Annotated in this window: 9 protein-coding genes; 6 read left to right on the top strand and 3 right to left on the bottom strand. The window is 61.6% G+C overall.

The features are described 5' to 3' along the window. Positions 1 to 8: 8 nt before the first annotated feature. Positions 9 to 2,645, bottom strand: coding sequence for a TonB-dependent receptor (locus KW842_RS10890; RefSeq protein ID WP_218304099.1), 2,637 nt, complete (start codon positions 2,643 to 2,645; stop codon positions 9 to 11). 491 nt (positions 2,646 to 3,136) lie between these two features. On the opposite strand from KW842_RS10890, the gene aroG reads away from it, so the two are divergent. Then, positions 3,137 to 4,216 carry a 3-deoxy-7-phosphoheptulonate synthase AroG gene (aroG, locus tag KW842_RS10885; protein ID WP_218304098.1) on the top strand — a complete coding sequence of 360 codons (1,080 nt, stop codon included), beginning with the start codon at positions 3,137 to 3,139 and terminating at the stop codon, positions 4,214 to 4,216. Between the two features lie 48 nt (positions 4,217 to 4,264). Here the strand turns inward: aroG and KW842_RS27605 are convergent, their stop codons facing one another. Next, positions 4,265 to 4,387 carry a hypothetical protein gene (locus KW842_RS27605; protein WP_255583939.1) on the bottom strand — a complete coding sequence of 41 codons (123 nt, stop codon included), beginning with the start codon at positions 4,385 to 4,387 and terminating at the stop codon, positions 4,265 to 4,267. 198 nt (positions 4,388 to 4,585) lie between these two features. Beyond that, a complete protein-coding gene (locus KW842_RS10880; RefSeq protein WP_229223616.1) occupies positions 4,586 to 7,438 on the bottom strand; it encodes a TonB-dependent receptor domain-containing protein in 2,853 nt (950 codons plus the stop codon). Positions 7,439 to 7,915: 477 nt separating this feature from the next. Between KW842_RS10880 and KW842_RS10875 the strand changes: the two genes are divergently transcribed. From KW842_RS10875 to KW842_RS10855, 5 genes are all read left to right on the top strand, one after another. After that, positions 7,916 to 8,836, top strand: a complete 921-nt coding sequence (locus KW842_RS10875; RefSeq protein ID WP_218304096.1) for an ABC transporter permease — start codon at positions 7,916 to 7,918, stop codon at positions 8,834 to 8,836. Next, positions 8,833 to 9,846: an ABC transporter permease gene (locus KW842_RS10870; RefSeq protein WP_218304095.1), complete on the top strand. Its 1,014-nt coding sequence runs from the start codon at positions 8,833 to 8,835 to the stop codon at positions 9,844 to 9,846. Before KW842_RS10875 ends, KW842_RS10870 begins: the two co-directional genes overlap by 4 nt. After that, entirely contained in the window at positions 9,843 to 11,411 is a 1,569-nt protein-coding gene (locus KW842_RS10865; RefSeq protein ID WP_218304094.1) for an ABC transporter ATP-binding protein, read from the top strand. Before KW842_RS10870 ends, KW842_RS10865 begins: the two co-directional genes overlap by 4 nt. 25 nt (positions 11,412 to 11,436) lie before the next feature. Further along, positions 11,437 to 12,387, top strand: a complete 951-nt coding sequence (locus KW842_RS10860; RefSeq protein WP_218304093.1) for a VTT domain-containing protein — start codon at positions 11,437 to 11,439, stop codon at positions 12,385 to 12,387. 243 nt (positions 12,388 to 12,630) lie between these two features. Continuing rightward, entirely contained in the window at positions 12,631 to 13,656 is a 1,026-nt protein-coding gene (locus KW842_RS10855) for a glucokinase (RefSeq protein ID WP_218304092.1), read from the top strand. Positions 13,657 to 13,734: the final 78 nt, after the last annotated feature.

The following is a 13,734-nucleotide window of genomic DNA, read 5'->3' as shown; positions in this document are numbered from 1 at the left end:
CGGATTAATCAGAACTTGTAGGACGCCTTCACGTAGAAGGTACGGCCCAGCGGATCGGTGAAGCGTGGATCGTAGCCGCTCTGGAAGGTGGTGCCCTGGTTGGTGTACGGCGGCGCCGTGTTCAACAGGTTCTTGATACCTACCGTGATGTCGGTGTTCTTGATGCCGGCATAGCTGGCCGACAGCGAGTAGGTCGAGTAGGCCTTGACCTTGTGGTAGTACTGCTCCGCCACATCATTCTCATCCTCGTAGCCGCTCAGGTATTTGTTGGAGAACGCCGCGCTCCACGGACCTTTTTTCCAGCTGATGGTCGCGTTGTGCTTCCAGCGGAACACCGGCGCATTGTCGCCATACACGCCGACATTCTCAACAAACTCGCCACCGGTTTCGTTCTGGTACTTGTAGCTGTGGACCCAGGTGCCGTCGAACTGGAAACCGAAGTCGCCCGCCGAGGTGCGCGGCAGTCTCCAGCGCAGGCTGGTATCGATGCCTGAGGTCTTCACTTCACCCAGATTGTCCAGCACGGCGTTGACGTATTGCAGCGTCTTGCCGTCCGCCGAGTACACGAAGTAGTCCTTGTACTTCTCGTAGTTGTCGAAGATGGTCGACTCGGACACGGTGCCGATCGAATCCTTGATCTTGATGTTGAAGTAGTCGAACGACACGCTGACCGAACTGGCCGGCTCGAAAACCACGCCCAATGCGAAGGTCTTGGATTTTTCCGGATTCAGGTTGGCGTTGCCGCCGCTGCGGATGTACTGCTGCTGGTTGCACGCCACGTTGGGATTGGCGCCGGCCACCGCGCTGCCGCCTGGGCACAGCACTGGATCGTCATACGAGTTGCTGGTAAAGGTGGAGGTGGCCGGGCCATGCAGGTCGTACAGCGTCGGCGCGCGGAAGCCGGTGTTGTACGAAGTACGGAACATCAGCTGCTTGCTGGCTTCCCAGCGCAGACCGACTTTCGGGTTGAAGCTGCCGCCGACGTCGTTGTAGTGGTCGTAACGGGCCGCCGCCGAGAGTTCCAGGTTCTTCGCCAGCGGCACGCTCAGCTCGGAGTAAATGGCCGAGATGTTGCGCTGGCCAGCCTGGTCCTGCGCGTCGGCATAGCCGGAGCTGGAAGCCTGCGACGCCAGGTCGCGGTTGACGCTGTAGGTGGCTTTGTCGTGGCGGAATTCGCTGCCGATCGCAAAGCCGACGCCGCCTGCCGGCAGCTGGAAGATTTCACGGCTGATCTTGCCGTCGACGCCAACGCTGGTCATCTTGGCGGCCAGGTATTCGCCGCGCAGCTGGGCCGCGTCGATGTAGGCCGCGCCGTCCGCCGATTGCTCGCCGAAGGGATTCAGGATGCCGCTCAGCACGCCCGCTTTCATCAGCGTGTCGTTGGTGTAGCCGCCCGCGAAGGCGCTACTGGCTTTGTTGATGGCGTAGGTCAGGCCGACGTTGTAGTCCCAGCCCGCCACCAGGCCTTCCGAGGCCAGCACCAGGCGGTCGGAGATCGAGGTGTCGTAGCCCTGGCGCTTGCCAGCCGCTACGGTGCGCCAGTTCAGCGTCAGGTCTTCACCGGTCAGGCCGGCCACCGCTGGCACGCCAGCGCTGCCGCCCGGATAGTAAGGGCTGGCCGAGGTCATGGTGATGCCAGTCAGCGGCGACGGCGCGATCGCGCTGGCGTTGGTCGAGCGGCTGTGCAGGTATTCGACGGTGGCGATATCGTCTTCATTCAGCTTGAAGGTGGCTTTGCCGAGGAAGGATTCCTGTTTGGTTTTCGGGATCGCCTGGATGTAGGTGCTGGTGTCGGTGCGGCAGGTGCCGGCGGCGTTGGTGATCAGGCCTTTGCCGACGCAGCCGCTGGCGTAGTACGGATTGCCGGTGACGCCGTTGGCCGAGTAGAAGTTGGCCGGCTGCGAGGTGCCGCTGCTGTTGTTGATGCCACGGTCCGGACGCACGCTGGTGCTGGCGAAGTCGCGGTCGGCCGCATCCAGCGCGGTCTGCTGGTGCAGGTCGATTACGCCGAAGACATTCCAGCCATCCTTGTTCAGGTCGCCGTAGCCGCCCGACAGGTTGATGCGCGATTCGGCGCCGGCGCCGCTGGCTTGCGGCTGATAGCGCTCGGCGCTGACGGTCACGCCTTGCACTGAACGCTTGGTGATGAAGTTGATGACGCCGCCGATGGCGTCGGTGCCGTAGATGGCCGAGGCGCCGTCGCGCAGCACTTCGACCCGGTCCAGTGCAGACAGCGGGATGATGTTCAGGTCGACGGAAGAGCCGTTGAACGGGTGGTTGGCCAGGCGGCGGCCATTCAGCAGCACCAGCGTCTTGTTGCTGCCCAGGCCGCGCAGGTCGGCGGTGGCGATGCCGCCGGTGCCGGAACCGACCGACTGGCTGCTGCCGGTTACGCTCTGGTTCATCGACAGGGTATTCATCACCTCGGCGGCGGTGGTCAGGCCTTGCTTTTCAAAGTCGGCCGCCTTGATGCTGGTGATCGGCAGCGCAGTTTCGGTGGCCAGGCGCTTGATGCTGGAACCGGTCACTTCAACGCGCTGGATAGGGCCGTCTTCGGTTTGCGCAACGGCTGCGTGCATGCCAACAGCCAGGCTGCCGGCAAACATCACGCGCAGAGATCGGGTAAGAGCTCTTTCAATCATCATGGGTGTGTCACTCCTGATATTTGTTTTGGGATAGGGATTTCCATCAAAACATTCAGTGGCGCGTTGAACAATGATCGAAAGATAATTATGCTGTTTACCAACAGTAGCAAACAAATGCAGCTGTAAAGACGGGATTTTGCATTAATGTGAAAAAGTCCCGCCAGCCCGCATTCTCTGGGGGAACCGCGATTACATTTGCTTACAGATGCGAAAATGTAAAGATTGCCGGAGAGGTGTAAAGTTTTGTAGGGAGGCTGGTTTGCCGAAAAAAAATCGCTTGCCAAGCCTTGAACAATGGCGCTATAGTCAATCCATGACCAAATTCTTCTTTACCGGCTATTTTTACTTTAGCAATTCCAACCCCAAGGCGGTGGAGTAGCGGCCGGTGCACGTAGAAGCAAAACGAGTCCCAGCGAATTCCCGAAAAACCGCCTCTCCGAGGCGGTTTTTTTTTACCCTGATTTTTTATTTAGCTCACTTGGAGAACAGCAATGCCCCGTACCGATGATTTGCGCATCCGCGAGATGAAGGAACTGACGCCACCGTCCCACCTGATCCGCGAGTATGCATGCACGGAAGCGGCTGAGCAGACCGCCGCCAACGCCCGCGTGGCGCTGCACCGCATCCTGCACGGCCAGGACGACCGCCTGATGGTGGTGATCGGCCCGTGCTCGATCCACGATCCGAAAGCAGCGATGGAGTACGCGCGCCGCCTGGCCCCGCTGCGCAAGGAACTGGGCGCGGACCTGGAAATCGTGATGCGCGTCTACTTCGAAAAACCGCGTACCACGGTGGGCTGGAAAGGCCTGATCAACGACCCGTATATGGACAACAGCTTCCGCATCAACGACGGCCTGCGCATGGCGCGCGAGCTGCTGCGTGACATCAATGAACTGGGACTGCCGGCCGGCACCGAATTCCTCGACGTGATTTCGCCGCAATACATTGCCGACCTGATCTCGTGGGGCGCGATCGGCGCCCGCACCACCGAATCGCAGGTGCACCGCGAGCTGGCGTCGGGCCTGTCGTGCCCGGTCGGCTTCAAGAACGGCACCGACGGCAATGTGCGCATCGCGGTGGACGCGATCAAGGCGGCCTCGCAGCCGCACCATTTCCTGTCGGTGACCAAGGGCGGCCACTCGGCCATCGTGTCGACCAACGGTAATGAAGATTGCCACATCATTCTGCGCGGCGGCAAGGCGCCGAACTACGATGCGGCCAGCGTCGATGAAGCCTGCAAGGCGATTGCCGCGCAAGGACTGGCGGCACGCCTGATGATCGATGCTTCACACGCCAACAGCTCCAAGAAGCCGGAGAATCAGGTACCGGTGTGCGCCGACATCGCCGGCCAGGTGGCGGGCGGCGAGAGCCGCATCGTCGGCGTGATGGTGGAGTCGCATCTGGTGGGCGGCCGCCAGGATCTGGTGCCTGGCAAGGAACTGACCTACGGCCAGTCGGTCACCGATGGCTGCATCGATTGGGACAGCAGCGTGCAGGTGCTGCAGGGGCTGGCGGCGGCGGTGCGCCAGCGCCGCCTGGCGACGCTGGCGCGCGAAGCGGCCGCCAAATAAAACAAAAGCCGGGCTGAACCCGGCTTTTTTACTGCTGCGGCTTGCTGATTACAGCATGTAAGGACCGTGCGAGTAGTGCTTGCCCAGCGTCTCGAAAGCGCGGCGGATGATGTGTTTCCACGAGCGGCGGGTGGCTGGCTTGGCGGCGAGGGTAGCGGTAGCGGTGGTCATGGTGGTTTCCTGTAAGCAGCAAAAATGATCGATGGACACAGCTTACCGGAAGCGCAGATATAAATATAATTTTATATTTCGATATGTGCCATACGCAAAAAGGATAATTTGAGGATGGCGGATATATCTAATGTGAATAATAAAAAAGGCCGGCATAAGCCGGCCAAAGATACTACTCACTACGTTTAGACTTTATGTTTAGAACTTGTACTGCGCCGTGATGTAGAAGGTACGGCCCAGCGGATCGGCGTAGCGGCCATCATAGCCCACCTGATTGCCGCCGCCCGAGTTGCGCACCGAGAACGGCGGGTCCTTGTCCAGCAGATTGCGGATGCCGGCGGTCAGGGTCAGGTTCTTGATGAAGTTCAGCTTGGCCTGGTAATCGACCGTGGTGTAAGCCTTCACATCACGTTCGATCCCGGCCACGGCGCCGATGCTACCGTCGGCGTTGACTTCGCGCACTTGCGCATCATCCGCCGTCAGCGGCTTGTCGTGGTAGCCGGAACGGTAGTTGACGGTCAGCGAGTTGCTCAGCTTCTCCGAGGTTTTCAGCGTGAAGATCATGCGGCTGACCACGCGGAACACCACGTCATCGTAGGAGTTGAAGCGGCCGATCGATTTCTCGGTGCCGACGCCCGGCGTGTCCTGCTCAGCTTTCAGCATATAAGTACCAGTCCAGTTGATGCTGGCCTTGCCGATCGGCGTTGCCGCGCGGAAGGTGGTGTCCCAGTCCAGGCCCTGGAAGTGCGACGCCGCCAGATTCATCGGCGAGCGCACCGCCACCAGCACATTGCTCTTCTGGATAGGGTCGGCGTACACCGCGATCCACTGGTTGGCCAGCGTCGGGTTGGTGAACAGCTGATCCTGCGAGAAGGTGCGGATCTGGTTTTTCAGCTTGACGTCCCACCAGTCCAGGCCGACCGAAAACGCCGTGCTTGGCTCCAGGCGGAAGCCCAGCGTGGCCTGTTTCGAGGTTTCCGCTTTCAGCGCCTTGTCGCCGGTGGCCGGATTGCCGGCGTCCAGCAGGCCGTATTCCGACGAGCCCGGACGGCAGTAGACCGCGCGTGGGTCCGGCGCCTTGACCGGGCAAGGGAAGGCGTTCGACGAGCCGGCGTTTTTCAGCGGGTCGGCGATATTGTTCAGCGTTGGCGCCTTGAAGCCGGTGCCGTAGGAACCGCGCAGCAGCAGCGACTGGGTCGGGGTGTAGCGCAGCGCCAGTTTGTAAGTGGCTTTGGCGACATCTTCGCCCAGCTTGCCGCCAGGCGCAGCCTTGCCGCTGGAGTCGTAGCTGACGTTGTGTTTTTCCACCGCGTCATAGCTGTCGTAGCGGACGGCGGTGGTGGCTTCCAGATCCTTGGCGATCGGCATCAGCAGCTCGGCAAACGCGCCCCAGTTATTGCGGCTGGCGTCGAGCGCCTGCGAACCGGTGCCGCCGCCGATTTCCACGTCGGTCCAGCCCGGATTGCCCGGACCAGGACCCATGGCGATCTTGGACGGGTTGTCTTCGTACTTCTGCTTGGTGAAGTCGGCGCCCACGCCCAGTGCTGCGGCGCCGCCTGGCAGCTCGAACACTTCACGCGAGGCGTGTGCGCTGACGATGTCGAGCTTGGATTTGATCTGGCCCAGGTCCTGGCGCAGCACGGCCGAGGACAGCACCGAGGCAGCGTTGGCAGACGAGACGAATGGATTGTATTTGCCGGTGCGTATCAGTTCTTCGAACTTGTCGCCGCTCATATAGCCGGCCAGCGCCTTGTCGGTCTGCTTGTTCTGCGAATGGGTAAAGGACGCGCCGACATCCCAGCCGGCGTAGTTGCTGTCCAGGCCCAGCACGAAGTGGGCTGCGTCGGTGCGGTACTCGTCGGTACGGCCGCCGGCGTCAGCGCCGCGGTAGTACAGGAAGGCGTCGGTGACGTCGGCGGCGTTGACGCCTTGGCCGGCCAGCAGCGGCACCACCGAGGTGTTGTAGGCGCCGATGTAGTTGTTGTTGACGCTTTTAACACCGGTCACCGGGTCGGTGCTGAACACCGTCAGCGGCTGCGCGGCCGGCGCGTAGCGTGCGGTGTTGGTGAACTTGGACAGCACCAGCTCGCTGTAGGCGGTGGTGTCCTTGCCGAGTTTCAGCGAGCCGTTGGCGAACACGCTGTCGCGCTTCAGTTCCGGCAGCAGCTGCACGGTGGCGGCGTAGTCGAAACGGCAGGCGCCGCCGCGCGAGAAGGTGTTGGCCTGGGTACAGCCGTTCTTGGTCAGCAGGTCGGTGTTGAGCACCACGTCGTCGTTGGCGGTCACTACTTCCACGTTGGCCGGGGTGGAGTTGATACTGGTCTGCCAGGTGACGTATTTTTTACCGTTGTGGGTGAACGGGTGCACGCCGGACTTGGCGAAGTCGCGCTGGGTGGCGTTCAGCTCTTTCTGCTCATCGTGGCTGTACGACAGCTGCACGTTGTAGCCGTCCGCTTCCAGGTTGCCCCAGCCCTTGCTGATCGAGAAGTTGCTGCTCTTGCCGCCTTTTTCTTGCGGCGAATTGTAGGTGCCTTCGACCACCAGGTCGGTCTGGTTTTTCTTCAGGATGAAGTTGATCACGCCAGCGATCGCGTCCGAGCCGTACAGCGTCGAAGCGCCGTCGGTCAGGATCTCGACGCGCTCAACGGCGGCCAGTGGAATGCTGGCCAGGTTGACCGCGCTGCCGGTGCCGTAAGGCGCCATGCGGCGGCCGTTCAGCAGCACCAGCGTGTATTGCGTGCCGATGGCGTGGATGGATGCGGTCTGCACGCCGCCGCCGCCGCCGTTGACCGAGGCCGACGAGGTGATGAAGCCCTGCATCGACGGCAGTTGGGCGACCAGGTCGGCCACGTTCTGCACGCCGCTTTGTTCGATGTCCGAGCGGGTCAGGGTCTGCACCGGCAGCGAACCTTCCTTGGCGATGCGCTTGATCGAGGAGCCGGTGATCTCCACCCGGGCCACGACATCCGCATCCGCCTGCTGGGCCATGGCCGCAGCGTGCATGCCGAGCATCAGACCGCCTGCGCACACCAGGCGTACCGACCTGGCCATAACTGTTTCAACCATCATTGTTGTCGCTCCCTTTAGATGAAATCATTGTGTAATTCTTATGACCGGCCGCAGCCGGGAAGGCGCGCTGTTACGCCTTCATTACTTCATCAAATCACCCGCCGATATTTGCTGTCAATCTGCTCGGCCAGGTAACAACAGGTAAAACGGCCGCGCCAAATTTGCCCGAAAAGCGCTCTAATTTGGTGCGAACCGCATTGAACTGTTCGGAAACAGTGTTTTTCTATTAAAACTGAGCGAATATCTGGCGGGGCTATGGGGAACCCGTACCATCTTGGTGCAAAAGCAATTTGATTAAACTGTGTTCATGATGATACATAGCGTTACATTTATGCGACAAGCGACTCGCCCCAAGAGTGGACGGGTAACGGCGAGGCTTTGCGTAGCCGACAATTAATGGGTTTATGCTAAGGTTGAAAAGCATGTATTGTGGAAACCTGTTTTCGCGCAAGGATAGAGATGCCGGCTTTTATCGTTCGTCGCCTGTGGCAGATGCTGCCGACCATGCTCGGCGTGGTGCTGCTGCTGTTCGCACTGTTTAACTGGGTCGGGGGCGATCCGGCGTATATCCTCGCCGGCAAGATGGCGGATGCGGACAGCATCGCCAATATCCGTAGCCAGCTGGGTGTCGACCAGCCGTATTACGTGCAGCTGTGGATTTTCATCCGGCAAATTCTGAATTTGGACTTTGGCCTGAGCTGGGCGACTGGCGAGCCGGTGTCGCAGCTGATCGCCACGCGGCTGGGGCCGTCGCTGGCGGTGCTGGCGCCGCTGACCGTGCTGGAAACCGTGATCGGCGTCGCGCTGGCGTTGCTGGTCGCGTTTGCGCGCGGCACGCTGAGCGACCGGGTGGTGATGTTGCTGTGTACGCTGGCGATGTCGGTCAGCATCCTGGTGTATATCATCGTGTTCCAGTATGGGCTGGCCTACCAGCTGGGGTGGTTTCCGGTGCAGGGCTGGGGCGGACTGCGGCATCTGATGCTGCCGGTGCTGATCGGGCTGGCGGTGTCGCTGGCGCCGACGTTGCGGCTGTATCGCAGCTTTGTGCTGGATGAGGTCGGGCAGGATTATGTGCGCACCGCGCGCGCCAAAGGCGCCAGCGAGCGGCGCGTGATGTGGGTGCATGTGCTGCGCAATGCGGCGATTCCAATTCTGACGCATGTGATGTCCAGCCTGCCGGCGCTGCTGATAGGCGCGTTTTTGCTGGAGCGGTTTTTTGGCATTCCAGGCATTGGGCGCGAGGTGATCCTGGCGGTCGAGCGCAGCGACTTTCCGGTGATTAAGGCGATTACTGTGTACGTGGCGGCGGCGACCATGGTGTTCAATTTGCTGGCAGATCTGTTGTACCAGGCTGTCGATCCGCGTGTGAAGCTGGCATGAGCGCGGGTTTGTGGAGCCTGGCCTGGCGGCGCTTGCGCGCGGATTGGCTGGCGATGGCGTCGCTGGCGGTGGTGGCGGTGTTTCTGCTGCTGGCGCTGCTGTCCGCCAGCGGCCTGATTGTGGCGGACTGGGACGCAGAGGTGGGCATTAGCTATGCGCCGCCGAAGTTTGCCGCCGGCGTAGCCGGATCCACGCCGCCCGCCGCCGCCGCGCCAGCGCCGGCGGCTTCGGCACCGCCGCGTGATTTGCCCGCTAATCCTTTCGATCCTCTGGCTGAGGATATCCGCGCGCTGCGCGCTGTCGTCTCGGCGGAAACAGCGGTCCGCCTGCCGGCCTTGCCGTTTGGCGGTGACAAATGGGGGCATGATGTCATCAAGAAGACCATCAAGGGCGGCGCAACCTCGATCGCGGTTGGCCTGGTGGCGGCCTTGCTGGCGGTCAGTCTGGGCACCTTGCTGGGCGCGCTGTCGGGCTACTGGGGCGGCGTGGCGGATGATTTTTTGAACTGGTGCTACAGCGTGTTCACCGCAATCCCGTCTGTGCTGATGATCCTGGCGGTGGCGGCGGTGTTGCAGCAGAAGGGCGTGCTGAGCATCGTACTGATCCTCGGCCTGACTGGCTGGACCGGCCCATATCGCTTGATACGCGCCGAATACATCAAGCACAAGGCGCGTGAATATGTGCTGGCCGCCGACGCCATCGGTGCCTCGCACTGGCGCAGGATGTTCAGCCACATCTTCCCCAACGTCAGCCATGTGGCGCTGGTGCAGCTGTCGATCCTGGCGGTGGGCTTCATCAAGGCCGAAGTGATACTGACTTTCCTTGGCTTCGGCGTGCCGGCCGGCGTGGTGTCGTGGGGCAGCATGTTGAACGAGGCGCAGGGCGAATTGCTGCTCGGCCGATGGTGGCAACTGGCTGCCGCCGCCGGCGCCATGGCCTTGCTGGTGACCGCCTTCTCCTTATTCACCGACGCACTGCGCGACGCACTCGACCCGAAGGTGAAGCAATGAACCTGCTTGAGGTCAGCGCACTACGCGTCGCCTTCCGCCTGGACCGCCACCGCACGGTGGAGGCAGTCAAGGGCGTCAGCTTCAGCGTGCCGCACAACACCACGGTGGCGCTGGTCGGCGAATCCGGCAGCGGCAAGTCGGTCAGCGCGCTGGCCGTGATCGGCTTGCTTGATCAGGCGTCCGCCATCATTGATCCCGCCAGCAGCATCCGCTTCGATGGCCCGTGCGTGCGCGGCAAGGATATCGCGATGATTTTTCAGGAGCCGATGTCTTCGCTGAATCCGGTGTTTACCGTCGGCGCGCAAATCGCGGAAGTGCTCCGGCTGCACATGGGCATGGGGCGGCGCCAGGCGCGTCAGCGCACGCTGGGGTTGTTGGAAGAGGTCGGCATTCCGGAGCCTGCCAGCAGAATCGATGCCTATCCGCACCAGCTGTCCGGCGGCCAGCAGCAGCGCGTGATGATCGCGATGGCGATCGCCTGCGAACCCCGGCTGCTGATTGCCGACGAGCCGACCACCGCGCTGGACGTGACCGTGCAGCAGCAGATCATGGAATTGATCGCCAGCCTGCAGCGGCGGCGCGGCATGTCGGTGCTGTTTATCAGTCACGACCTGGCGCTGGTGGCGCAGATTGCCGACCAGGTGGTCGTCATGCGCCACGGCGAAGTGCGCGAGGCCGGCCCGGCCAGCCAGGTACTGATCGCGCCGGCCGACGAATACACACGTAGCCTGCTGCAATGCCGCGCGGCGCTGGCGACGCCAAGACGCAAAGCGGCGGCCGGCCAGCCGCTGCTGGAAGTGCGTGGACTCGGCAAAACCTTTTCGCTGCGCGACGGCTGGTTGCGGCGGCGTGCATTCCCGGCGCTCAATGACGTCTCGTTCACGCTGGCGCGCGGGCAGACGCTGGGCGTAGTGGGGGAATCCGGCAGCGGCAAGACCACGCTCGGGTTGACCTTGCTGCGGCTGCACCAGGCCAGCGGCGGCAGTGTCCGGATTGACGGACGAGAGCTGCTGGGCATGCCGGGGCGCGAGTTTCAGGCCTACAAGCGCCGCATGCAGATCATTTTTCAGAATCCCTACGCCTCGTTGAATCCGCGCTTTACCGTCGGCGATATTCTGCTGGAGCCGATGCGCATCCACCGCATTGGCGCCAACGAGTCCGAGCGGCTGGCGATGGTGCTTACCCTGCTGGACAAGGTCGGCTTGCCAGCGACCGCCATCGGCCGTTATCCGCACGAGTTTTCCGGCGGCCAGCGGCAGCGTATCGCCATCGCGCGCTGCCTGACGCTGCGGCCAGAGATCCTGGTCTGCGACGAATCAGTGTCGGCGCTGGATGTCCCGGTGCAGCTCCAGGTGCTCAATCTTTTGCGGGATTTACAGGATGAGCTGGGGCTGTCATACATCTTCATCTCGCACGATCTGGCGGTGGTCAGATATATGGCGGATCAGGTGATGGTGATGCGGCACGGCGCAGTGGTCGAGCTGGCGGACGCGCAGCAGCTGTACAGCGATCCACAGCAACCCTATACACGCGCCTTGCTGGCGGCAATGCCGCGCCACGGTTAAGCGTTTTTTAAGTTAAGATATCTGGATGGCGAATTTAATCCTCCTGCTTCAAGAATACGGCGTGCTGATCGTGTTTGGCCTGGTGCTGATCGAACAGCTGGGCATGCCCATTCCCGCATTTCCGTTGCTGATCGTGGCCGGCGCCATGTCGGTTGATGGCGATACTCACTGGACCGCTGTGCTGGCGGTGGCCATGCTCGCCTGTCTGATCAGTGATACGTTCTGGTTCCGCGCCGGCCGTTTCTATGGCAAGCGCATCCTCAAGCTGCTGTGCAAGATTTCGCTGTCGCCGGATTACTGCGTCAGCCAGACCGAAGACAATTTCAAGCGCTGGGGACCGAAGGCGATGATCGTCGCCAAATTCATTCCCGGTTTTAATGTGATCGCACCGCCGCTGGCCGGCGCCATGGGCACGCGGCCCGGCACTTTCCTGTGCTACAGCGTGATGGGCAGCACCTTGTGGGCCGGCACCGGCATCGCCATCGGTGCTTTCTTCCACACCAGTGTGGACCAGCTGCTGGACATTCTCAGCACCATGGGCACGACGGCGCTGATCGTGCTGGGGGTGTTGCTGTCGCTGTTTGTCGCGTTTAAATATGTGGAGCGCAAGCGTTTCCGCCAGTCGGTCGATATCGAGCGTATCACTATTGATGACTTCAAGCAGATGATGGAGCAGGGCCACGAGCCTATTCTGGTCGATGCGCGCAGCGCCACCGCACAGATGCTTGATCCGGCAGTGCCGGGCGCGGTGCTGTTCAATGGCGGTGACCTGACGGCTCAGATTGTTGGGCTGGATAAGGGGCGGCATATCATTGTTTACTGCAGTTGCCCGAACGATGTGACTGCCGCGCATGTGGCCAAGAACCTGATCGGCCAGGGCTACCACCTGGCCCGGCCGCTGCATGGCGGCCTGGAGGCGTGGAACGCCGCCTTCCGTAGCGAGACGCTGAGCCAGGACAACACCGCATCCGCCTGACCCGTCATTCCCGCGCAGGCGGGGAAGCATACAACGCCTCCATTTACACTCAGCATGGATACTCGCCTGGGCGGGGATGAGGGAGTTGAGGAAACGTTTCCAATTTTGTGCCGGTAGTCATACTACGCATCAAATTCACGCAATCGTAAAGTTCTGTAGCAAACTGTACTAAAACTACAAACATCGCTTGCTTGTGATGGCAAAAATACCTTAAGCTTAAGCCTCAACTATTTTTGATCCATCATGACTGCTCAATCCGTACAAACGCCTCCCTCCCTGACCACCGTCTTCCCTGGTGGCCCGCGTCTGCTGGCGGATGTGGGCGGCACCAATGCCCGCTTTGCGCTGGAAACCGCGCCGGGCAGGATCGAGGCAATTGAAGTGCTGGCGTGCGCCGCCTACCCAACCCTGGCCGCCGCCCTGGTTGCGTACCTGGCCATGCCCGTGGTTACCCAGGCTGGCGTCACCGGCATCCGCAACGGCGCCATCGCCATCGCCAACCCGGTTACCGGCGACCTGGTGCGCATGACCAATCACCACTGGGAATTCTCTATTGAGGCGCTGCGCCGCGAAGTCAACTTCGACACGCTGGTGGTGGTCAATGATTTCACCGCGCTGGCCAGCTCGCTGCCGCAGCTGTCGGCAGCGCAAAAACACCAGGTGGGCGGTGGTGTCGGCGTGCCTGGCACGCCGCTGGGCCTGATCGGTGCCGGCACTGGCCTGGGCGTTTCCGGCCTGATTCCGGGCAAGGATGGCTGGACTGCGCTGCTGAGCGAAGGCGGCCACGTTACTTTTGCGCCGGCCAATCCGGCCGAAGTGGCGATTCTGCAATTCGCCTGGAAAGAATTCGAGCACGTCTCGGCTGAGCGCCTGATGTCCGGCGCCGGCATCGAACTGATTTATCGCGCATTGGCCGCCATCGGCGACCTGCCTGCTGAAAAACTGAATGCTGCCGAGATTTCGCGCCGCGCGCTGGCCGGCGAATGCCCGCTGTGCGACCAGGCGATCGAGGCCTTCTGCTGCATGCTGGGCACCATCGCCGGCAATCTCGCCGTCACGCTGGGCGCGCAGGGCGGCATCTACATTGGCGGCGGCATCGTGCCGAAACTGGGCCAGCGCTTCGACCGTTCCGGTTTTCGCGCCCGCTTCGAAGCCAAAGGCCGCTTCCATCAATATCTGTCCGAGGTGCCAACTTGGGTGATCACGGCGGAATACCCGGCGTTCGTTGGAGTTTCGGCAATTTTGTCTGATCGGCTTGCCTCCGCGTAAGCTCAGTTACATTTCGATGACGCGAAATGCGCGTTTTGCGGTTTTATCAGGTACAATTCGCGTTGTTGGATGAAACGT

Origin of the sequence: Duganella sp. sic0402 (genome assembly GCF_019219065.1) — a bacterium.
Lineage (GTDB): Bacteria > Pseudomonadota > Gammaproteobacteria > Burkholderiales > Burkholderiaceae_D > Rugamonas.
The sequence above is the reverse complement of the archived record's forward strand: the minus strand, read 5'-3'. Positions and strand labels throughout refer to the sequence as shown.

Coding starts and splice junctions, on each gene's coding strand:
- KW842_RS10890 (WP_218304099.1), bottom strand. CDS start 2,645: ATGATGATTGAAAGAGCTCTTACCCGATCTCTGCGCGTGATGTTTGCC.
- aroG (WP_218304098.1), top strand. CDS start 3,137: ATGCCCCGTACCGATGATTTGCGCATCCGCGAGATGAAGGAACTGACG.
- KW842_RS27605 (WP_255583939.1), bottom strand. CDS start 4,387: ATGACCACCGCTACCGCTACCCTCGCCGCCAAGCCAGCCACCCGCCGC.
- KW842_RS10880 (WP_229223616.1), bottom strand. CDS start 7,438: ATGGCCAGGTCGGTACGCCTGGTGTGCGCAGGCGGTCTGATGCTCGGC.
- KW842_RS10875 (WP_218304096.1), top strand. CDS start 7,916: ATGCCGGCTTTTATCGTTCGTCGCCTGTGGCAGATGCTGCCGACCATG.
- KW842_RS10870 (WP_218304095.1), top strand. CDS start 8,833: ATGAGCGCGGGTTTGTGGAGCCTGGCCTGGCGGCGCTTGCGCGCGGAT.
- KW842_RS10865 (WP_218304094.1), top strand. CDS start 9,843: ATGAACCTGCTTGAGGTCAGCGCACTACGCGTCGCCTTCCGCCTGGAC.
- KW842_RS10860 (WP_218304093.1), top strand. CDS start 11,437: ATGGCGAATTTAATCCTCCTGCTTCAAGAATACGGCGTGCTGATCGTG.
- KW842_RS10855 (WP_218304092.1), top strand. CDS start 12,631: ATGACTGCTCAATCCGTACAAACGCCTCCCTCCCTGACCACCGTCTTC.